We start from the raw sequence: 20,727 nt of genomic DNA on the forward strand, positions 1-20,727 counted from the left end.
TGCAATATTATGCATGAAGGTGCAAGTTATTTTTTTACGTTTTTCGTAAATTAAAGCTGAATGCTATCTTCTACCATTTCACTGATAGCGAGATGACAGAAAATCTGGTTGGCGTTTTTGCCGTCTGTTGTCATAGGGAAATATATCGCCCGCAGTTCAAGTGGAGTTTCAGCCCCATCAATTTTGGTGGCTGCTGCCAGAATGTTACGTTCCATCTGGCAAAGCCGGATAGCCTTTAAAATACGCCCCGCAATCGTGGCATTTTTATATTCGGATATCAGTGTGCCAGTGATTTCCCCATAAAACTGCGCAGTTGCAGAACCGAGAAGCCTGATACGGGCATCATCTTCCGCTTCATTTTCCAGATCATCAGGATTAAGAGGAACAGGTTCAAAAATAGTAACCTGGGCAGCCATACGGCCGAGGGTTGGCAGGCTAATTTTCTTGCGGTCAGCAAGGCCGTCTACTGCAGCAGACTGATAAAGCTCATAAAGCTTTCTGGCTGCAGGAGACAGGGAAAGCACATCTTCCCCTAAAAGAAGAGTGCCATATGATGCAATTTTTGCAGCAGCCTCATAAGTTGGGCTGTTTCTCGAATACATTCGAAACCCCACTATCCATCAATTTTTTGCAATAAACATGGCTTCATTAGTGGATAAGTGTATTCTTTTCCTGAAAAAAGAAAAGGTCAGTAGTTATTTATTTGCAGATTTATTTGAAAGACTTGGTTTAGACTTAGTGACACTGAAAAAATTCACGACCTAATTCAAAAACAGTCGTGAAATCAATGCCTGCATATTCTGAACGCACCTGTTCTTCCGAGAGCATACTGCCTGTGCCAATCCAGTATTTGAGGTTACCTTCTTTATCCGCAAGCGGAAGATGTACTGTTCTATAGACAATCGGAAAATTATTTAGATTTTGTGCTGCTCGAGTAAGCATACCCGCGCACCCACTATCTTTCATGTGCTGGTAATAGCTTTTTTCTTCTTCACATAATTCCGGAGGCAATAAATCGAACAGGTTTTCGCCTGTTACTTCACGGCCAAGAATACGATCAAGCTTAGTACCGGAAAGCCGAATGAAAATTTCATCGACGGATTTCCATTCAATGATAAATAGTTCTGACAAATAGGGAGCAACCACAGGCCCGCTTTGGAAAACACGGCGTTCAGGCACCCTGAATTCACCGGTTTGAGGTAAGCTTTGCCAATAAGTTACCAACTTTCTGGTAGCTTCGGAGAGGCCCGCCATTGGCATTTGATCTAAGAGCACTACATTACCCTCATTGATACAGCCTAAAGCTGTAAATTACACAATACTATAATTCGACCCCATCACCCACCTAAGAGCCAATACCTAAACAAAGAGTTAAAACCTTCATAGAACGTGTAGAATTCAATTCTATGTACCCTTGCAAAGAATGCAATCAATCCGCGATGAAGCTGTTGTAAATTTTACGCGAGCGCAAGGATATGGCTTTAAACATTTACGAGCACAGACCCAAATAATACTATTCAACCCGTTACCTTCTCTTGCAGAAAATCAATACAGACGGCGCAGATAAAAGATCACTAAAATGCTGTATATTCCACCAGATGGGATAGGCATCACCAACATATCTCAGCAAATATCGCTATATTCACTACGGCAGAAGAAAATATGCAGCATTTCAAACGAGTTTAGCTATCTGCCGCTACGGTACTTTTGATTTTTATAGGTAGGAATAAAATAGTTAAGAAACAACGCCAGAAGAAAAACAGTAACAATCCCCAGAAACAGAAATGCCCGCCCCAAGTTTCAGGTCTCGGGAACGGGCGCATCTATAGTCACTATGGCTGCGGCCATTTTATCCTGAAAATTTTATGAACTTCAAGTCTTTTCTTAAAATTGTTTTAAGCTCTTGTTTTATCATTAAAACTGTAACCGCAGCGGAAGATCGAAAAATCTTTCCGAAGAGCATTAGCATTCTTGAGTATGAATCCCCTAATGGACAATATATTGAGAAACCGTTTCCACTGTCATTTCTTCATGTCGAGCGAAATAGGTTTTAATGCCCAGTTCCAAATTCGCTTCATTTAGATCAAAAAATTCCATTCGAGGTTTCTCATAAACACCTCCCTGTAAAGGCGGATTAAGAAAATGCCGTTCTGCAGAAACAGCTCCTAACACATAGCGGGGAATGCCGTCTTGATCAGCAAGTGGAACAGTAAAGGTTTCAAATCTTATATATCCTTCCTCGCCTAACTTTATTTTTTGGCTCAGCAACCCTCCGACAGGTTCCTTCATACTGCGGCCTACAAACTCCCCAAAAAAATCATTTTCATCACGAGCAAGCTGCTGAAACCGGGATCGACTTGCTTCTTTGCCCCCCAGCATGCTCTCCAGCTCTGTACCAATAAGCCTAAGCTGAAATTCCCCATCACGGCTTTGTTTCATCAGGAAAACATGGGGTAATAGTTTTGAGATAGATGATGGTGTAAAAGCGGTTTTAGCGGGCGTGTGTGAAAGGGTTTTTGGCATATCCTGCCAACATTTCAACAGCTCGAGAAACTCTCTTTTACTGATATACATAAGCACCTCCATTGAAAGAAGGAACTCTGAACGGTTATCCACAGAGTATAGCGTAAATTTTCCATTAACCCTAATTAAATGCATAACCATCCATAGAGATATTTCGCCTATAGAACGAAAAAAGCGCAGAAATTCAGCATTTTTAGTTTTATTGTCATTAAACTTAAGAAAAACTATTCATGTTTTTTTGCCCCAATAAACGCACCACAGATGAACGACTCACACTTTAATTTTGCAAAAGCACAAGTGCCGAAAGCCACAATAACCCCGCTTCATATCTACGTTTAAGTGTCCAACGTGAATAGTTTTTACCGTTCGCAGCCAACAGAGCACGTCTCACCTTTGCCCAAGGAAGCCGGTCCCGCTTTTCACCATCCTGATGCCAGGCTGCCCAGAAAAGGATCTGCCGATCGATAAGATCCGGCAACAATAACAACAAATCAAGCGTGGGCTGCATTTCATCAATTTCTTTAGCTGAAATACGCATCCGGCGTCGTGCTTCAAAATTGCTGATGCGCTCTCGGGGATACTGTCCCGGTTCTGCCATCATTTCCGGCCAAAGCGCGCCTCGCATTTTCAAAAAGCTCTGCTCTCTGTCGGGCATACGCCGTAAAGTCCATGCTGCTGTTATCAATCTTGCTTCCAGCTTTATGGCTATGCTTTCTTTAGAATGGCGGACATCACCCACTTGCTCCTCAGCTTTCACGGCAAGGCAAGTTTCCCGTAAGCTACGTTCCTGAACGGATGTCACCGTTTTATATATCTTTCTGCTGTGCTTCATATAAAGCCTTTCTTTCATATGAGTATGTCTTGAATTTATCGTTTGCGTGGCTGTTGCCACCCCCAAAAGGCCGCATATTCGCTGTAAACTTCACTGGGAATGGAACGGTTAAATCTGACACGGGGATCCGGCCCAATATCGGCAGGTATAAAAACAGGATGACCAGAAGGAATAATCCAATTCTGGCTCATATAATCACCCCGGTATCGGCTTGAGGCATTCCCCAAAAAAGTGCGCCAATGCTCAGGGTTTTTCCGGTCGAACAGTCGCTGATTTTTGAGCCTCGCCTCCGCATCAGATATACGGTGCACAGGCTTTTTACTTCCTTTTGCCTCTTCAACGGCCGCATTATAATAAGCTAGATGCAGAGGCGCTTTCCCCTGTCGGATTTCCTCCCTTTCTTTCAAGCGAGTAATGGTGGCAAGAATATCCTGCTGAGGATCACAACCACCATCCAGCCATGCTTTGATTAGGGCCTTTTCAAGCCGCCCAATAAGAAGGCCGGAAGCAGCAGTAACCTCACTATAAAGTGCTTCCATCTCTCTGCTGCCAGAAGATTCTTTGGATTCCGTTTTGGCTTTGGTTGCTTGCTTTTTGCTACCAGTTTGGCTGGCTTTTGCTTCAACCAAACTAGGAGCAGGTGCTTGTAAGCTTTCTTTATTTTTCAAAGCTTTAGCACGCGCCGCCCGCACTTTACCACCTTTAGCACCATTTGAGCGGTTCTTCTCCACTTTAGCAGCAACAGCTTCATAAACCAGGTTCAGTTTCTTTTGTTGCCACTGACCATCAGCGACCAAAAAGAAATCCTCGAGGACCAAACGGAGCTTCATCCACCGCCGCGAAGAAACCCCAACTATTCTGGCGAGCAGTTTATCATCATCCCTCAACGCACAGCCGCGGGTTCGCCACATGCACATCAGAAGCAGAAGATAAGCACCATGCTCTTCAGTGGTCAGATGCCGTGTATCTGCCAGATAGGCATCTGTATAAAGCGGCAAAGCGGGAAATTCTGCCACGCCTCTCTCCTCCATCATTTATGATCATTTGAGCGTTAAGCGAGAGTTTGAGGTCTCTCTTTATATTATTTTACGATTATCGTAATTTATGCAAGAGAAAAAATTACGATTTTCCTTGCTTTGTTTTACGTTTATCGAAATAATGTAATTATGCGAACACAGGAATGGATAAAGGCGTCCCTTAAGGATCAAGGCTGCAAGCTCAAGGATGTTGCGGAAGCTCTAGGCATCACGCCTCCTAGGGTAACCGATATTATTAAGGGTAAACGCGAAGTTCAGGCAGATGAAATTATCCCACTTGCTGAACTTTTAAATCTTTCCGCTAAATCACTTCTGAAAAGCCTTGAAGAAGGCAAGCGTACTATCCTCGCGGATGAAACTGTCACCACCATCCCTGTTACAGGGCTTTTGTTTGGCGATGGTCGTCTGGTTGCAAACCCCGCTAATGAAAGTGTGCAGGAAGTTCCCGTTCCGCCGGGCTTAACCTCTAATGAAGGTCTTCACTGTTTCATTATGGGGGACAACAGCATGGCAAAAGAGATCAAGCAAGGTGATATTATCATCACAGCTGATCCGCGCACACACTTTTACCCCATGACACCGGGCGGTATTTTTCTTGTGAAACGCGGAAAAGATAAGCTGGCTCTCAGGCAAATGGTGACAGCTGAAGGTGGTGAAGCTTGGTTAGCGCCAGTACCAGAGCAACCGAACCCGGCCTTTGAAAGCTGGCGCTTCAGTGCGCTCCCACAAGTTCTGGAAGCCACCACTTCTAAAGGCACAGAAAATTCTCTGTCACCCACTGTGTATACCGACGATATTTTTGCCGCTGTTCAGTGGGTACACCGAAGCTACATGCCGCAAGCCGCTAAATAATACGCTTCACGCTTAACTATATATTTCGCGGTTATAGCTGCAAGTACCCGATTATCTACTCTGTCACCCCTAATCGCTCACCAATTCAACATGCCTCATCCAGAGGGATGGGAGCCATCAAGCGCATCACTTTTATGCTTCATTCAAATATTTCGTTATTCGTAATTTTTTACCTTTACATTTAATTACATTATTCGTAATATATATTCACCAACACCGAAGAAAAGGTGCCAGTATATTCCTCGAGTATACAAAATCCCCATCCTGTGTGGTTTGCGGTTAAGCAGCGCTTAGGCTTCGTGATCTTTTGGCAGTTGGCCCCAATATTCCGCGCGCTAAAGCCGGAATGGGTTAATTGGCTTTTAAAGCCAGCTTCTGGAAAGGAGAGTCGCATTCATGCCGCTAACGCCCGAAGGTTTATTGCCCTGCAGTTTCCCGCTGGCGCAGCATCTGCCCCTCCCCGTAGCTGCCCATGATGCAGGGTAACAACTGCCGTTTGCTGCGTACCAGGCGAATGGCAGGGATCAGGCATAAGTGGTATATCGCCAAGCGGCTCTCCTCTTCCTTGAAGACACAAGATATCAGCGGTTGGTTTTCAGCCGCATTTGCACCTGACCCCATACCAGAGTGCCCCACACGCAGGTTGATATGGCTCGTAGAAGTTCGCCACAGCCTTAAGGCCATACACCTCAGCAACGCCCACTTTTTAGTGGATGCCGCCATATGGAAAGAAGTGTGCGAGATAAAAAATATAAAATAATTGGATTTTTTATTCCCAAACCATGCGCAATGTTCGTCTTAAGTAATGATAGCCTGCACAAGCGCCGCACACACGCTTTGCAACCTATCGCCCCGAGCGTGATTGTTTTCAGCTCAAGAGGCCAGCGGTCCCCATCGAATATACTCGCTGGCCTCGCCCTTCCCCTTAAAACCACCTCATGTCCACAGCGTCACAGATGCCTCACAAACACGTGCACACCAGTTGATTAGTAAAATACACCGAAACAGTCCAAATATGGTCTCGAGCGGTATGATATGCCTCATTCCCCCTCAATCACCGTAGGCATATACCCCTACAGTACCGCTCTCGGTAGTAGTTAAGGCCACAGCATGTTTCCTCAGCTGTGGCCTTCTCATTTTCACCGTTCACTCTGTTCCTCCAAACTTAGAGCATAAACTTTTCGCATTAATGCCACATTTCCAAAAGTATGATGCCGCATCGCTTAACAATTTTTGGGAATATATTGTGCGACACACACTACTGAGGGGAACTATTCTTGCTGCTGTTTTAAGCTTAAGCCTTCCAGCGGCAGCAGATATTACGGCAGGCAACCAAGCCTTTGAAAAGGGCGATTACAAAGCCGCTATTGAATTTTTCGCGGAAGACCTGAAAGCAAGCGATACCGCTTTCGAAGCTAACTTGCGCACTGGTGAGGCATACCGACTGCTTGCAGAACAGAAAAAAGCACTTGAGTATCTTGAAGCCGCCGAAGCCATTAATGCTGATGATGCACAGTTGCAGTACCTGATTGGCGCAGCTAATGGTGAACTCGCTGGTCAGGCTTCTATTTTTTCTGCACCGGGATACGCGAAGGCATGCCGCAAAGCATTTGAACATGCTGTTAAGCTGGATCCTGCACACGTGGGGGCCAACCGTGGCTTAATCACCTATTACCTTAGCGCACCAAGCTTCCTTGGCGGCAGTAAGGAAAAAGCTGCTCTTCAGGCAAAAGAACTGCAAAAGCATAACCTGATTGAAGGCCAACTGCTTGAAGCTTCAGTTTTTATGGGTACAAAGCAGCCTGAGGCAGCCATGAAGCTGTACGATGACATAATCGTGGCAGCACCCGATCATATTCAAGCTCGTTACACGCGCGCTTTAAGCACCTACGGCAACAAACAATATGCCAGAGCCCTTGAAGACTTTGAGTATCTAAAAACACAGCGTGGATCTGAAAAAACAAAAAATACAGGGCCTGAGCGTTATGCCGCTTACACAGCCAATTACTACTTAGGCGCTGTTGCTAGTAAAAGCAAAATGGACCCAGATACAGGCATCCGCAACCTTGAAGAATATTTGAACGACGGCGTTTTCGATAACAAATTCAGAGAGGCTTACGCCAACTATTATATGGCAACACTTTACCTGATGAAGGGCGACAAGAAAGCCGCCACGGAACATATGATTACGGCGAAAAAACTGTCGAGCGAGAAAAATCTCAAGAAACTATTGAAGCAGCTAAAGAAAGATATCAAACGCGCATAAGTGTGCACGAAGGCAACAATTATTGTCTTTTTGAAATTTTCTTCAAACCGTCATTAAACCGTAATGGAACATAAGGCAATTAGCCCTGCTGGAAGAATTCCCACACACAAAATTCTTCCAGTTGCTTCATTCCTGAGGCACGCGAGGCTGCTGCAATGGTAGCCTCGCACCAGATTATTCTCCCGTTCCTCCCTGGGGAGAAAAGTCAAAAGGGCAACCATCTGGCTTTGGTTGCCCTTTTTTCATTTAAACCGAAATTTTGTTTTGGCTACCATTCGACGCGCTCGCCTTTTTCCTGCGCTTCTTTAAAAACAGTTTCAAACGCTTCGGCATCCACAGTGCTTTCAATCATCAACTGTTCTTCTTCAGGTATTTCAGCGGGTTCTGCATCCCACTCAATATCACTGTACGGCATTTCCAGCAGGCTATTTTGTCCGTCTTTATATTCGCTTACCGCATCCCAGGCGTAGCTATCATCGCCAAAATCTTCCACCGCACGCAGTACATTATCAGAGCCATCAACTTCATAATAATGTTTCTGGGGTTCATCTGGCCCGCCATTAATAACGGAGACAAGGCAATAACGCATGAAGGCACCTTTATGTATAGAAAATCACTATATGGCATTTAGCAGCATCACAGGTTTTTGCCAACTACCTTCCCCCAACAAGCTTTAAACTGTTTATTTCAAACCGCCATAGACAAACCTCTAAAATCCATCGTAAAATCAGATACGTACGAAGGCTAGAAAGGCGGTTTGTTCTTATGACAGAAAACCCAGCAACTTCGGGACTTCATGAAGGTGATCATTGGCTTATAGCGGGCGGCACTGGCTTAATTGGCAGCGCGCTTGCCTTTGAACTTCTCAGCCGCGGGGCAAAGGTATCAATTTATACCCGCGATGCAGAAAAGGCGCATAAGCTGTTTGGTGATACCATTACCGCTATTACAGACCTTAACAGCCTGCCTGATGATGCCGGCTTCAGCCATATCGCCCACCTGGCTGGCAGCCCACTTGCTGGCGGTTGCTGGACCAAGGCCCGCAAACAAAGCTTTTTTGATAGCCGCGCTGGCATTTCAAAACAGATTAATGATTTCCTGAAGCGTCAGACCAAGAAGCCCCAAGTACTGCTAAGTGGCAGTGCTATTGGTTATTATGGTGATATGGTACGCGGCACCGCAGATGAGCATTCCCCTGCCGGTGAAGATTTTATGGCAACCATCTGCTCAAGCTGGGAAGCTGAAGCAGAAGGCGCAAGGGATTATGTTGATCGCCTTATAAAACTCAGAACCGGTATTGTACTGTCTGAAAAAGGGGGCTTTATGGAGCCCATGACCATGGCCTCAAAATTTGGGCTTGGTGCCACGCTCGGCAGCGGTGAACAGTGGATGAGCTGGATTACCCTTGAGGATATCATCAGACTGATCCTTTTCTCTGTCTATGATACAGATATTTCAGGCCCTGTGAACGCAACGGCTGCTGAACCCGTACGCCAGAAAGATTTCCAAAAGCAGCTAAGCAAGAAATTAAACCGCCCTCAATTTATGTGGGCCCCTGCTTTTATCCTGAAACTGTTTCTACAGGATCTGTCAGACCTTTTCCTTACAGGCCAGCGGGTTGTGCCTCAGGTTGCTCAGGAAAATGATTTCCGGTTCAATCACCCAACACTGAAGGCAGCTTTCAAGGCCATCCTATAGTGGTTTGACAGCGAACTGAATGAAGCGCACACTCTTACCTCATCACACGAGGGAGGTTACCCATGCGTATGTTATCTCTACCAACTGTTTGCCTGCTTGCTTTAAGCCTAATTTTCACACCAGCGGCACTCGCCTCACCAGAAGCGGAAGAAGCAGAACGTAAGGCTGTTGAGGCAGCCGTGAATGATTATATTCTCGGCTTCTATAGAGGTGAACTTGAACGCCTTGAGAAAGTTTTGGCGCCTGATATGCGAAAACTCGGATGGTGGCGTGGTGAAGGCACAACTGAGTTCAAAGGCCCTTACCCAATGACCAAAGAAGCTGCCTTAAAGCTTGCCCCTAAATTTCATAAAGAACAGAACCTGCCCGAAGACGCCTTCCGCAGGGCAGTGGTACTGGATGTAATGGGAAAAACTGCCAGCGCAAAGGCCGAAGCCATGTGGGGAATTGATTATATCCACCTAGCCAAAGAAGACGGAAAATGGATTATTCACAACATTATCTGGCAAAGCTGGCCCACGGATAAACAGTAAAATATACCGCGCAGGTTGACCATTCAGTTGTGCATAGCTCCTGCGCAATTTACGTGCTTTTCTTTATGATTATTTCAGGATAAGGCTATCATTGAAGCAGAAATGAAAAGAATTTAAAAATGACAGCCTCCCCTGATGTAAGGCCCTTTGTACAGCGGCCTTCTTTTATTTTTGCGCTCGCTGCGATATCCGCAATGACCGCAACAGCCATTGATATATCCCTGCCCGGCCAGCCTGCCATGGCGGTTGAATTTGGCCAGCGCGCTGAAGAAGCTGGCGTGATTATCGCCGCCTACTTTATCGGCTACGGCCCCGGCCAACTATTGTGGGGGCCACTTGCAGATAAATACGGCCGCATGATCCCGCTTTATATCGGGCTTACAGGCTTTCTTATTACAAGCATTCTCTGCGCAACAGCAGACAGCCTTGAAAGCATCTCGCTCTACCGCCTTATCCAGGGCATCTTTGGTGGTAGTGGGCCTGTGATTGCCCGTGCCATTGCCCGCGATCAGGGCGGCGGCAAAGACACTGCCAAACTGATGGCCACCATCTTGATGATTTTTGGTGCGGCACCTCTGCTCGCCCCGCTTGTAGGTAGTGGCATTCTACTGTTCACCACATGGCACGGTATCTTCTGGTTCCTTGCAGTATTTACAGTAGCTTTAATGTTTGTTGCCAAGTTCTTTATCGCACCGTCCCGTGAAGGCGCTGAACGCGTGGTGCAAAAACGAGTACCGCTTACCTTCGGCCTGGTTATTGAACTTTTCACCCACAGAGATTTCCTGATGGGAACGCTGGCCATGACAACCGTGTTCGGCGGCTATGCAGCCATTCTTGGTATCGGTGCTGCCATGACAAACGCACACTACGGTGTAACACCGGAACAGTTCGGTGTGCTGTTTGCCTTAAGTGCCAGTAGCGTGATGATTGGCCCCGCTATCAGTCGCAAAATTCTCGGTACACGTAGCGTACGCGCGCCGCTTAAACTTGGCGCGGCACTATCAGGCATCATCGGTGTAGCCATGCTTTTATGCGCACAAGAACAAGTACCGCTTTATATTTTGTGGTCTCTTGTGTTCCTATACTGCCTGGCGTTTTCCATCATGATGCCTGTGGCAAATGCTATTGCCCTTGAACCAGCAGCACATGCAGCCGGTACAGCAAGTTCGCTTCTAAGCGCCCTGCCCACCATCGGTGCAGCTGCTGGCGCAGCGCTTGCCAGCAGCCCTGTTTTTGAACACGGTTATGAAGCCCTTACGCTCATGCTCGCGGGTGGCGGTATCGCTACGTGCATTATTGTGATGCTGTTAGGTGGCGAAAGAAAAGAAAAACAAGCTGAAGCATAAACAAACAAAGCAGCTTCCCATACTGGTGGAGCTGCTTTTTAAATAGAAATACGCCTAAACGCTTCTATTCTGCATGCGTCTGATACCCGATATTTACAAGTCCTCGCTCAAGCTTCTCAAGCAGCAATTCTGGCTGCGGCGCTTTTTTTGAAACGATGAGGTGAATATCAAAAGACTGAATTGCCCGAGTGCTGTAATCCCTAAGCACACCGAGATTTGGCCTTCGGTAATCCAGAAAATAATCTGCTCGCCCCTTTTCGAGCAAATCAAAAGCCGTAGCCCGGTTCCTAGCTGGCAAAACAAGCATATTTTCATGCATGCTGGTAATGCGTTTCAGCAATTCACCATATTGGTATCCCGCTAACACGATAAGAGGTTTACCACTTAACTTGTTCAGCTCAGGCACGATTTGCCCCTTACGCGCGAACAGATAAAGGCTTGCCTTTGTGATAGGTTTTTCAGTGTAAAGAATATTACCCTGTAAGGGTTTGGTATAAGGGCTGCCCACCCACATATGCACTTCACCAAGTACAATTGCCTGATAGAGCCGAGTAGTTGGAGGGTGAACAAAGGTTACATCCAGTTTTTGATCAAGCGCCAGCTTACGAACCAGATCAATCATGGAACCTTTGGGCATACCTTCAACGTCTTCCATCAAAGGTGGAAAATTCATGTACCCCATAATCACAGGGTTAAGGTCTTTTTCAGCTTGCTTTTGTGGCTGATCCGCTTGCACACTAAAACCGCTTAAAAAAGCTAACAATAATACTATTTGGCCAAACAGGCCGCGGAGTCCCTGATGCATAAGCCCCACTACTCTTTTGCTCCCACAAAATTGAGTGAACTATATGTAGTAAAAGACACGGGTTCAACAAAAGAAAATATTAAGTATACATTTTTAAATATTTACAAAAACAAAATGTTATTAAGTTTAGTTATGCAATTTAGTAAAAAATATATTCTTATTATATTAACTACACTCACAGCGCTTACCACCTATCCTGCACATTCATTAAACACGCAAAATGGCTTTGAGCCTTATATTTTAAGAAATTATAAAAACTACAATAGTGAACAGCTTACCGCCTACCGGACCTTACTTCCTCATTTTCAGGAAAAAATTACCGAAAAGTGCGGTTGGCAGCCAACTGTCTATCCAGCTACGCGGTGGCAACTTCTGGTTCTGGAAGCAGATAGCAATAATTATCCAGACTTTAATCACCAACTGTATGATCAGGTGAGAAAACACTATCAAAAACAAGGCCAGCAGTTAATTGCTGAAATCCCTTGTGATGCCCCTCCCTTGAAGGCCTGGCTCAAAGCTATAACAGAAGATCTGACAGGATATGCTGCCGCCCTTCTGGCGCTGAAGGAAATCTCCAACCTCAGGGAGCAGCAGACACAGGATTTTATGAGGTCCAGACAACCTCGTTAGCAACTCATATGGGGCTACTCAGTTAGGCTTGATCTATAATCAGTAACAGGCAAACCGCCTACGCCCCAATTCTCGAGCGCAACTTCCTCAACCACTACAAATGTTGTCGCCGGGCTTTTACCCAAGACGTCAACCAATAGGTCAGTGGTACCCTTGATAAGGGCGGCCTTTTGTTCAGCGGATGGCCCTGTACCTTCTGGACCACCTTCTTTGGTTACCTGAATGTTTACATACGGCATTATTCATTCCTTTCCAGGGGACAATAACTGAACACTTTCGCGGCTATTACCCACGCACCTTCCCACCGAATAAAAGTGAGAAAATCAGTATAACGACGCTCAAACATCTGCATCTGCAATTTCACAAAAGCCATGGTGTCGCTACCGAATTCCACTGACAGAATATTCTCCACCCGAATATCTTTGGTTTGCGCGGGCGGAACTCTCTGATCTACCTGCCGTAGATATTCATCAATTGAAAGGCAGACCTCATCACCTTCAACTGTATTCAGATAACAGGCACCGGGGTGAAAAACCGTACGCAGTTGCGTGCTGTCAGCTTCATAAAGACCATCCAGATACCGAGAGATTACCTGATGTACCGCTTCATAGTCTTTCGTCATTTCACCAAACCTTCAGCACGCATAGCATCCTGCGTCGCAGCACGGGCTTGGGCACGTTCCATAAAGGCAGAGAGGTCTGGCCAATTGCCGAGCGGGATATCGACAAAATTTGCCCAATTGCACACAACGAACAAATAAGCATCAGCGACAGAATACTGTCCCATCAGATAAGTTCTGCCATCAGCAAACAAACTGTTCAGATAGTCAAACCTGCTTCTAACTTTTGCTTTAGCATCTGCGTTCATTTCATCTGAGCTAGCATCGCTAAACAGCGGCCCAAAGGATTTATGCAGGTCAGCCCCAATATAGCTGAGATATTCCTGCAACCGTGCACGGCCCAAAGCGACAGATGCACCTGCAAGCGAGGCTTCCGGCTTCAAATCTGCAAGATACTGCAAAATAGCAGCATTTTCAGTGATAAGCTCTCCATCTTCCAGCTCGAGTACTGGCACGACATTTTTGGGGTTTATGTCTGTAAACCTTTTCCCTGAAGCGGTAAGGCCGGATTTAAAATCTACAACATCTGTTTCAAACGGCACCCCTAGTTCTTTGAGAATGATATGCGGTGCAAGTGAACAGCTGGCGGGTTTAATATAGAGTTTCATCAGAGGGTCCTTCTCTTATCAATAATCGGATCACGACAAGAGATAGGAAGGGGTTTGATTAATTAATAATATTATGTTTTCATATAAATGATTAATAAAATAGATCATATGTAATGAAACACGATCAACTTCAAATATTGCACGCCATTGTAACGGAAGGCACCTTTCGCGCGGCCGCCAACAAGCTGAACAAATCCCAATCCGCTATCAGCCATATGCTGAAAAAACTTGAGGATGAAATAGGGATTACTCTGCTTTCAAGAGAAGAATACCGGCCCAAACTCACAGCAGAAGGTGCTGTTTTTTACCGCCAGGCAACTCGAGTGCTCCAACAAATGCAACAGCTCGGAGACACCGTAAAACAGCTAAGCGCAGAACAGGAAGCAGAGGTTTCACTGGCTGTCACCGCCACCTATCCGCTGGCGCCGTTCCTTAAGGTTATCAGAGAAATATCCGATGTTTTCCCAAGCACTCATATCAGACTGTTTCGAGAAAATATGGGCGGTGCACTTGAGCGACTGAAAATGGATGAAGCCGATATCATTCTTTCCACACTGGATAATGTGGATACCAGCTTGGTCGAAACCATTCCTTTTGCATCCATGACAATCATACCCGTTGCTCACCCAGATTATGCACCAATAAGAGAACAGGGCTTTAAAACCATTCAAGATATGCAGCCTTATACACAGGTGATTGTTTCCGATAGCAGCCATAGCGACAAAGAAGAACAAAGCCGGGATTTACTACCCGGTGGCCTGCGCTGGACTGTATCTGACTTTGCATCCAAAAAAGAAATACTGTTGGAAAAGATGGGATGGGGCGGCATCCCTGAATACCTCATCAGGGACGAACTCAAAACAGGAGCTCTGGTTCCACTGAACATAGAAGGCTATCCGCCCAGGCGTTCACAGTTACACCTGTTGCGGTGGCGGGACAAAAGCCCCGGCACTGTGGCGCGCACGCTGTGGGAACGCCTCACTGAAATTAGAGAAAAAGGTTTCTAAAACGGTTCAGGCTTTAGAAACCAGAAGCTTGGCTGCCAATCCCGCAAAAACAAATGCAGCGATTTTATTCATAATATTTTGCGCCTTCTCTGATCTGGCAAGCCGAGAACCCAGAAACCCTGAAAGCAGAGCAAAAAGCGAGAAAACCACAATTGTCACAAGGAAAAATACAAAGGCGAGCGTAAGCATCTGCATGGTAAGGCTGCCTACCGAAGGGTCAACAAATTGAGGTAAAAATGCCAAGAAAAATATTGATACTTTCGGGTTCGTAACATTCATAATAATACCGCGGCGATAATACTGAAAACCAGTAAGCCCTGTATCTTCGCCTTCGCCTGCAATTTCAGGCTTTGCACGAAATGCCCCCCACGCCAGATATAAAAGATAAGCAGCACCCACAAGCTTCAACACCGTAAAAGCAACCACCGACACCTGAATGAGCGCCGCCAAGCCCAGCACAACGGCTGCTGTGTGAACAATAAGCCCCGTTGCCAAACCAAAGGTAACAAAAATACCCGCCTTAACACCTTTGAGCGCAGACTGTGTAAGCACAAAAAGATTATCCGGCCCTGGCGCGAATGCGAGAAGCACAGAAGCAAGAGTAAAAGCAAGAATGGTTTCAATAGGCATAAGGCAACTCCTTCAACAGCGAAAGCCATTCAGCCGTGCTCATCACGATCTGTCAAGCCTTCAACAAAGAACGTATCCTTATTTGGGCTGAGAAACATCGTGAGCTTGAATATCTTCCCAAGCAGGCAAATCAAGCTGCTTTAAACGCCAGCCAAAATAGCTGCGAAATATAAAATATCCAATAACCGTTAAAAGCACAGCTGTGGTAAAAACCCTCTCAGGAGGACGACCGTTAAGTATGTTGGCAATAGCGCTCAAAACAACAGAATATAAGCACATCAACCACGTCATTTGCTGTTTACTTAGAAAATAAAAGGGACGAAAGATAACCCCCGTCTTTCGAAGCAAGCGCCGCAATGGAGAATAAGCTTGATATGAGGGAAGCCCTTTTTCTTCCAATAGCTTGATAGCTACAGCAATTCTCGCGTCATAAACTTCTTTATTTGTCATTCAGAATACTTACTTATTCACAACATCCGTTGAAACAGGGTCTTTGACAGGGATATCTTCCCATGCAGGTAAATTGAGCTTTTCGCGCCTTCTTTTGAAAAATATAGCCATAAAGGTACCAAAGAAGATACTCCAGATAGGCACAGCAATTCCGTAGCTAATCTCCTGACTAAGAATAGCGTATGCCAACGTCATCAATAAAGCGTACAATATCCCCACTTGCACCCCAACCCATACCGGATGCAAGAAATACATTGGCCGTGTTGGATACCCATAAAACCTCAAGAGGCGCTGTGGCAAACTATAGCTTTCATAAGGCTTCACCCCTTTAGCCTGAAGGAGTTCAATAGCAACTTGCACACGTGCATCATATGGATCTTGTTTCATAAATTTCTCAAAGGCGCATAAATAACGCCTAAGCTGTAAATTATTGAGATCAATAAGCAAATCACAGCCAAGTGAAAGTTCTTCTTGGGTACACCTGCTAAAAGAAAGAGAATGAATACCAACCAAAATAGTTGGAGGTGCTCAAAGACAACCAATTCCCACCGATGAGCACCCCCGGCAGCCCCCTCAAAACAGCGGCTGCAATACGAAAATCAAACTCAATACTACGCACGATTTTCGAAACTGAACTCTCAAGCTCCCTAAACCTGAGCGATAATTCACATGCGAGACTTTCATCCGGTTTTTTCGATATGTCAAATCACAGATGCAAAAAATTGAAACTTATTCAAAACACCATGAAACCCTAAGTTTTTCGTGCCACTAAACCCAGATTACATATCCAATAGAGGTGATAACCATAAGCATCAGGACCGTTGAGATAACTGGGCGTTCCCTAAAGTTAAACAGCCACTCTACGACGAGCTGTAATAAGAACTCCAAAAGGCCTTTAACTGCCTCACCTAAAACATCTGCCATACATCCCTCTTATATTTCCCCGCCCAAAGGGGGCGGGGAAGGTTAATGGTTACTCCGCAGCATCAATACGTTTTGGTGTATCGGATGAAGCAGGAGCTTCCTTAAAACCATCGGTTAAGCCGTTTAAGTCCCCAGCATTCAAGCCAACTTCTTTCATCAGGCTATCTACAAGGGGGGCCTGCGCACGGTATTTCAGCGCTGATGATACAACCTGATCGGCTAGATTACCGCCACCAGACGGGGCACTTTCACCGCCACCAATGTTTGCAGCACCAGCAGCTGTCGCGCCATTCAGGCCATCGAGCTGGATGATCTTAATATCATCGATGTTTTCCATCGGCTTCGCGCTCTCACGAATGATACTTTCCAGGTTATCGATTAGCTCAAGCTTCACCTTCATATCAATCTGATCATTCGACAATAGGTTCGCCGCTTCATTAAGCGCTTGGGTACCCGCAGCTTCCACGGCGTAACTCACCTCAGCAGCTTGCGCGCGCATCTTCTCAGCTTCAGCTTCACCCTCTGCTGTAATCCGCGCCTGGTCAGCATCACCACGTGCTTTTTCACGCTTGGCTTCTGCTGTATCTTTCGCAGCGTTCTTCTCAGCTTCCGCAGCGATGGTGATCGCAAGCGCTTCACGTTCCGCTTCTTTTGCAGCCTCAATCAGCTCTATCTGCTTCATACGGTCAGCGACTTCAGTATCGCGGGCGGTGGATACCTGCTCTTCCGCTTTCACTGCGATTGCGCGGGCAGCATCTGCTTCCGCAGCAGCTTCAGACTGTTCACGAGATTTCTGACTAATAGCAATATCGCGTTCCTGTTCAGCCAGCTCAACAGCTTTACGGCGTTCAATATCCTGCGTTTCAACAGCTCGTGCTTTGGCGATATCTTTTTCTTTCACCACACGTTCTTTTTCGATGCGCTCTTCTTCGACAGAACGTTCAGCAACAATTTTCGCCTGCTGAGCATCACGCTCTTTATCAGCTTGCTCTTTAGCAATTTCTGCCATTTGAGCTGCACGGCGGATTTCCACTTCACGTTCCTGCGCAAGTTTCGCGTATTCTTCTTCCTTTGCGATCTCAAGCGTTTCCTTCTCCGCCTGTAGGTTCTTGTTACGGATTTGAACCGCCGTATCCTGTTCAATATCGTTGCGGATCTTCTTGCGCTGTTCGATTTCCTCTGTAAGGCGTGTTAAACCTTCAGCATCAAACGCATTGTTCGGATTAAAAAACTCCATACCTGTCTGATCAAGACCAGTCAGAGATACAGATTCAAGCTCCAAACCATTTTTCAGGAGGTCTTCCGAAACCGCCTGTTGTACTTTCTGTACAAACTCAACGCGTTTCTCGTGCAATTCTTCCATGGACATTTCAGCAGCAACCGAGCGAAGCGCATCCACAAACTTACCTTCAATCAAGTCCTTAAGTTGTTCTGGGTACATGGTACGAGCACCAAGGGTTTGAGCTGCGTTTCCAATAGCTTCCTGTGTGGGTTGAACCCGCACATAAAATTCTGCGATCACATCAACACGCATACGGTCACGGGTGATAAGCGCTTGCTCATTCGCACGCTGAACCGCTAGACGGAGTGTATTCATATTTACCGGAATTGTTTCATGGAGCACCGGAAACACAAGGCCACCTTTATCCATGAAAACCTTCTGCCCGCCCATACCTGTTCGAACGTAGCTTACCTCTTTGCTAGCGCGTTTATAAAGACGAGCGAAGATGATACCGATAGTTAGAAGGCCAAACAGACCAATAGCTGCATAAATGCCAATATTTGTTAGATTCTCAAGCATATATATTCCCCAAAAAAGAGTGAGAAGGTTCACTGCCACAGCAGTGCTTTATTCATGTGTGTTTTTATTTCTCTGCAGGGATCGCAAAGAAACGGGCTCCTTCTTCCCGCACGATCAGTACATCTGATCCCTGCGAAAATTCTTCGCCCTTATTATCTGGCTCCACCATTAAATAATGAGTGGTGCCGTGTTTATCGCGGAACTTTGCTTCCGCAGGTGAACCAGTTGCTGCTACACCAAGTGTGATGGTTGCAGTATGGCCAATAAATTCATTACGAGAGATCGCAGATGTTTCATCCCGGGGCATAATCTTCGCAAGCACACCAGCGAACAGCCTTACACCAGGTAGACTTGCAAACACCGCAATCACAGCAGCGACAACCGCAGGCAGCATCCAACTTGTTATACTGAACAGCACCTGCTGAATGGCAAAACCCACAATCGAAAAGCTGGTTAGAAACGCGATCAATATTGCAATCACTGGAACTTCCTTCACACGAAGCCATGTAAGAAGTTCGCCAAAGGCACCGTGATCACCGATATCGGCGTCCATATCCAGGTCAGCATCCGGAAACAGATTATCCAAAAGGCCAGAAACCGCGAAGCCCAAAAGCATGCCTACGCCCTCGATCAAACCGATCAAAACAAGAAGTGCAAGTGCTACAGCAAATGGTAGATTTTCAGCCTGTAAAACAAAATCGATCATTCATTAGCCTATTCATTTATATGATCATGAAGATGATTGGGTACCCATAAATCCCCTGAATATTGGGTACCCATAACCAACCCTCTCTGAGCATTGGGTTGATTGGAAGCCGCAGATACTCACCACAGTGACGGCGACTTCAAGCCCCCTTGAGGCTTATTCGTTCTTGAGAGCAGCCAGTCGCTTCTCTATTTCAGATTTGCGAGCAAGCTGTGCCAGCTCCGCAATATCAGCACCGTTTTTCACATCGCCCGTGCTTAAAGCACCAGAAATCCTATCAAAGGCACTCGACGCATTATCCACCTTCCGATTTACATCGTGGGCTGCAGAAGGGTTACCACCAGCATCAATAACTGTATTTTCCGGCTGTTCCGCCATCCGGGTTTTGAAAACTTGAAGCTCTTCAAGCATTTCTGCTTTTTTCCCTCTCAGAGCATCAATATATTTCTCAAGCTCACCTTCACGGTCAGACGCTTCTGAAACCGCTTCTTCAAGCACAGGTATCTGCGCTTCAATATCCATCTGCCGGCTGATAGCGGCTTCTGCCAGATCATCCCGGCCTTCTTTGATAGCGACTTCAATATGAGACGCTAATTCTTCATGTTTACCACTATTTTCAGCAAGCTTCTTATTCGCCAAATGCCTATCTGCGGTTGCTTTTCCCATTTCTGTACGAACTTCGGCAATTGCCTCATCCACTTCACGTACAGATTGTTCCATCACCATAAGAGGTGACATATCTTCAACTGCATCCACAGCTGCATTAATGCTACCAGAAATCAGTCGCCCCACACGGGAAGCAAGATTTGCCATATCCCGATCCTTTCTTTATTTCCAGAGTGTTAATCAAGCGCCAGATGGCGCGGAATTCTTAAGTGTGAACAACTCGTCGAGCGGTTCTATTATATCCCGTGCAACGCTCGGGTTCATACAAGGCGCCTCCTCGGTCACAGCTAATCGCGCCAGTTGATCAAGAAAAGCTTTGGTAAGATTTGCAGCTTCAGCTTCAACGTTAGAAAGCGTTGCCTTCAAATCTATATTTCCATTAAATTCAACGGCTTCAAGGGAAGCAACAAGGGTAGGAATATACTGGATAAGTGCCTTTAAAAGCGCTGATGTCTCACCAGTTTCCCCTTCTTGTTTTGCGATAGCATCTTCAAGCGGCTCCAGCATACCGTGCTGCTGCTTCACCAGCCCCTCAAATGATTTACCTTCTTCGGCATACCGCCGGGCCTCCCCCACCAAAAAGCGGACTTTTTCGCTCATGGTAACGGCATCACCCGCTTTAAGCCCGGCGATATATTCGGCATCTGCCTGCGGCAGACGTACACTTAATGGAACGGATTTCGCCCCCATCTCAACCCCCTTCGTCATGCACCCTTAGTGCGCATTAACAAAACTTATAGGTTATATGTATGCATTTGCATACACGCTTTCAAGAGGTCAAAATACAATTTTTG

Annotated in this window: 25 protein-coding genes; 7 read left to right on the forward strand and 18 right to left on the reverse strand. The window is 46.0% G+C overall.

Annotated features, from left to right (window positions below; translation table 11 throughout):
- Positions 1-50: 50 nt before the first annotated feature.
- The 5 genes from MF542_RS01225 to MF542_RS01245 form a co-directional block, all read right to left on the reverse strand.
- Positions 51-602 carry a hypothetical protein gene (locus MF542_RS01225; RefSeq protein WP_247015104.1) on the reverse strand — a complete coding sequence of 184 codons (552 nt, stop codon included), beginning with the start codon at positions 600-602 and terminating at the stop codon, positions 51-53.
- 133 nt (positions 603-735) lie between these two features.
- Positions 736-1,275, reverse strand: coding sequence for a PAS domain-containing protein (locus MF542_RS01230; protein WP_247015106.1), 540 nt, complete (start codon positions 1,273-1,275; stop codon positions 736-738).
- 711 nt (positions 1,276-1,986) lie between these two features.
- Positions 1,987-2,664 carry a PAS domain-containing protein gene (locus MF542_RS01235; protein ID WP_343264610.1) on the reverse strand — a complete coding sequence of 226 codons (678 nt, stop codon included), beginning with the start codon at positions 2,662-2,664 and terminating at the stop codon, positions 1,987-1,989.
- Between the two features lie 136 nt (positions 2,665-2,800).
- Positions 2,801-3,355 (reverse strand): hypothetical protein, encoded by a 555-nt coding sequence (locus MF542_RS01240; RefSeq protein ID WP_247015108.1) that lies wholly within the window; start codon positions 3,353-3,355, stop codon positions 2,801-2,803.
- Between the two features lie 35 nt (positions 3,356-3,390).
- Positions 3,391-4,371 (reverse strand): DUF1376 domain-containing protein, encoded by a 981-nt coding sequence (locus MF542_RS01245; RefSeq protein WP_247015111.1) that lies wholly within the window; start codon positions 4,369-4,371, stop codon positions 3,391-3,393.
- Between the two features lie 150 nt (positions 4,372-4,521).
- Here MF542_RS01245 and MF542_RS01250 point away from each other — a divergent pair, with 150 nt between their 5' ends.
- Together MF542_RS01250 and MF542_RS01255 are read left to right on the forward strand one after the other, a co-directional pair.
- On the forward strand, positions 4,522-5,244 hold the full coding sequence (locus MF542_RS01250) for a helix-turn-helix domain-containing protein (protein ID WP_247015112.1): 723 nt from the start codon (positions 4,522-4,524) through the stop codon (positions 5,242-5,244).
- A 1,246-nt stretch (positions 5,245-6,490) separates the two neighbouring features.
- The gene (locus MF542_RS01255) at positions 6,491-7,510 is read left to right on the forward strand and encodes a tetratricopeptide repeat protein (RefSeq protein ID WP_247015114.1); all 1,020 of its coding nucleotides are present in this window, start codon (positions 6,491-6,493) and stop codon (positions 7,508-7,510) included.
- A 268-nt stretch (positions 7,511-7,778) separates the two neighbouring features.
- Here MF542_RS01255 and MF542_RS01260 read toward each other — a convergent pair whose 3' ends face one another.
- On the reverse strand, positions 7,779-8,099 hold the full coding sequence (locus tag MF542_RS01260) for a hypothetical protein (protein WP_247015116.1): 321 nt from the start codon (positions 8,097-8,099) through the stop codon (positions 7,779-7,781).
- 176 nt (positions 8,100-8,275) lie between these two features.
- On the opposite strand from MF542_RS01260, the gene MF542_RS01265 reads away from it, so the two are divergent.
- The 3 genes from MF542_RS01265 to MF542_RS01275 all read left to right on the forward strand — a co-directional run bounded on the left by MF542_RS01265 (position 8,276) and on the right by MF542_RS01275 (position 11,087).
- The gene (locus tag MF542_RS01265) at positions 8,276-9,208 is read left to right on the forward strand and encodes a TIGR01777 family oxidoreductase (RefSeq protein ID WP_247015118.1); all 933 of its coding nucleotides are present in this window, start codon (positions 8,276-8,278) and stop codon (positions 9,206-9,208) included.
- 62 nt (positions 9,209-9,270) lie between these two features.
- On the forward strand, positions 9,271-9,741 hold the full coding sequence (locus MF542_RS01270) for a nuclear transport factor 2 family protein (RefSeq protein WP_247015120.1): 471 nt from the start codon (positions 9,271-9,273) through the stop codon (positions 9,739-9,741).
- A 119-nt stretch (positions 9,742-9,860) separates the two neighbouring features.
- On the forward strand, positions 9,861-11,087 hold the full coding sequence (locus MF542_RS01275) for a multidrug effflux MFS transporter (RefSeq protein WP_247015122.1): 1,227 nt from the start codon (positions 9,861-9,863) through the stop codon (positions 11,085-11,087).
- A 64-nt stretch (positions 11,088-11,151) separates the two neighbouring features.
- On the opposite strand, the gene MF542_RS01280 is transcribed toward MF542_RS01275, so the two are convergent.
- A complete protein-coding gene (locus MF542_RS01280; RefSeq protein WP_247015124.1) occupies positions 11,152-11,823 on the reverse strand; it encodes a substrate-binding periplasmic protein in 672 nt (223 codons plus the stop codon).
- Positions 11,824-11,886: 63 nt separating this feature from the next.
- On the opposite strand from MF542_RS01280, the gene MF542_RS01285 reads away from it, so the two are divergent.
- On the forward strand, positions 11,887-12,522 hold the full coding sequence (locus tag MF542_RS01285) for a hypothetical protein (RefSeq protein WP_247015126.1): 636 nt from the start codon (positions 11,887-11,889) through the stop codon (positions 12,520-12,522).
- A 14-nt stretch (positions 12,523-12,536) separates the two neighbouring features.
- On the opposite strand, the gene MF542_RS01290 is transcribed toward MF542_RS01285, so the two are convergent.
- The 3 genes from MF542_RS01290 to MF542_RS01300 are packed head-to-tail and all read right to left on the reverse strand — an operon-like array spanning position 12,537 to position 13,749.
- Positions 12,537-12,761 (reverse strand): tautomerase family protein, encoded by a 225-nt coding sequence (locus MF542_RS01290; RefSeq protein WP_247015128.1) that lies wholly within the window; start codon positions 12,759-12,761, stop codon positions 12,537-12,539.
- Positions 12,761-13,144 carry a nuclear transport factor 2 family protein gene (locus tag MF542_RS01295; RefSeq protein WP_247015130.1) on the reverse strand — a complete coding sequence of 128 codons (384 nt, stop codon included), beginning with the start codon at positions 13,142-13,144 and terminating at the stop codon, positions 12,761-12,763. The genes MF542_RS01290 and MF542_RS01295 overlap by 1 nt, the downstream gene beginning before the upstream one ends.
- On the reverse strand, positions 13,141-13,749 hold the full coding sequence (locus MF542_RS01300; protein WP_247015132.1) for a glutathione S-transferase N-terminal domain-containing protein: 609 nt from the start codon (positions 13,747-13,749) through the stop codon (positions 13,141-13,143). Before MF542_RS01300 ends, MF542_RS01295 begins: the two co-directional genes overlap by 4 nt.
- A 113-nt stretch (positions 13,750-13,862) precedes the next feature.
- Here MF542_RS01300 and MF542_RS01305 point away from each other — a divergent pair, with 113 nt between their 5' ends.
- Positions 13,863-14,756, forward strand: coding sequence for a LysR family transcriptional regulator (locus MF542_RS01305; protein WP_247015134.1), 894 nt, complete (start codon positions 13,863-13,865; stop codon positions 14,754-14,756).
- A gap of 6 nt (positions 14,757-14,762) precedes the next feature.
- On the opposite strand, the gene MF542_RS01310 is transcribed toward MF542_RS01305, so the two are convergent.
- The 8 genes from MF542_RS01310 to MF542_RS01345 all read right to left on the reverse strand — a co-directional run bounded on the left by MF542_RS01310 (position 14,763) and on the right by MF542_RS01345 (position 20,623).
- On the reverse strand, positions 14,763-15,386 hold the full coding sequence (locus MF542_RS01310; RefSeq protein WP_247015136.1) for a LysE family translocator: 624 nt from the start codon (positions 15,384-15,386) through the stop codon (positions 14,763-14,765).
- 78 nt (positions 15,387-15,464) lie between these two features.
- A complete protein-coding gene (locus tag MF542_RS01315; RefSeq protein WP_247015138.1) occupies positions 15,465-15,836 on the reverse strand; it encodes a DUF6404 family protein in 372 nt (123 codons plus the stop codon).
- A 9-nt stretch (positions 15,837-15,845) separates the two neighbouring features.
- The gene (locus MF542_RS01320; RefSeq protein ID WP_247015140.1) at positions 15,846-16,223 is read right to left on the reverse strand and encodes a DUF6404 family protein; all 378 of its coding nucleotides are present in this window, start codon (positions 16,221-16,223) and stop codon (positions 15,846-15,848) included.
- Between the two features lie 381 nt (positions 16,224-16,604).
- The gene (locus tag MF542_RS01325; protein ID WP_247015142.1) at positions 16,605-16,760 is read right to left on the reverse strand and encodes a hypothetical protein; all 156 of its coding nucleotides are present in this window, start codon (positions 16,758-16,760) and stop codon (positions 16,605-16,607) included.
- A gap of 49 nt (positions 16,761-16,809) precedes the next feature.
- Entirely contained in the window at positions 16,810-18,561 is a 1,752-nt protein-coding gene (locus tag MF542_RS01330) for a flotillin family protein (protein ID WP_247015144.1), read from the reverse strand.
- A 64-nt stretch (positions 18,562-18,625) separates the two neighbouring features.
- Positions 18,626-19,267 carry a YqiJ family protein gene (locus MF542_RS01335; protein ID WP_247015146.1) on the reverse strand — a complete coding sequence of 214 codons (642 nt, stop codon included), beginning with the start codon at positions 19,265-19,267 and terminating at the stop codon, positions 18,626-18,628.
- 156 nt (positions 19,268-19,423) lie between these two features.
- On the reverse strand, positions 19,424-20,080 hold the full coding sequence (locus MF542_RS01340; RefSeq protein ID WP_247015148.1) for a PspA/IM30 family protein: 657 nt from the start codon (positions 20,078-20,080) through the stop codon (positions 19,424-19,426).
- Positions 20,081-20,113: 33 nt separating this feature from the next.
- Positions 20,114-20,623 carry a hypothetical protein gene (locus tag MF542_RS01345; RefSeq protein WP_247015150.1) on the reverse strand — a complete coding sequence of 170 codons (510 nt, stop codon included), beginning with the start codon at positions 20,621-20,623 and terminating at the stop codon, positions 20,114-20,116.
- Between the last annotated feature and the right edge of the window lie 104 nt (positions 20,624-20,727).

Origin of the sequence: Kordiimonas laminariae (assembly GCF_023008165.1) — a bacterium.
GTDB classification, from domain to species: Bacteria; Pseudomonadota; Alphaproteobacteria; order Sphingomonadales; family Kordiimonadaceae; genus Kordiimonas; species Kordiimonas laminariae.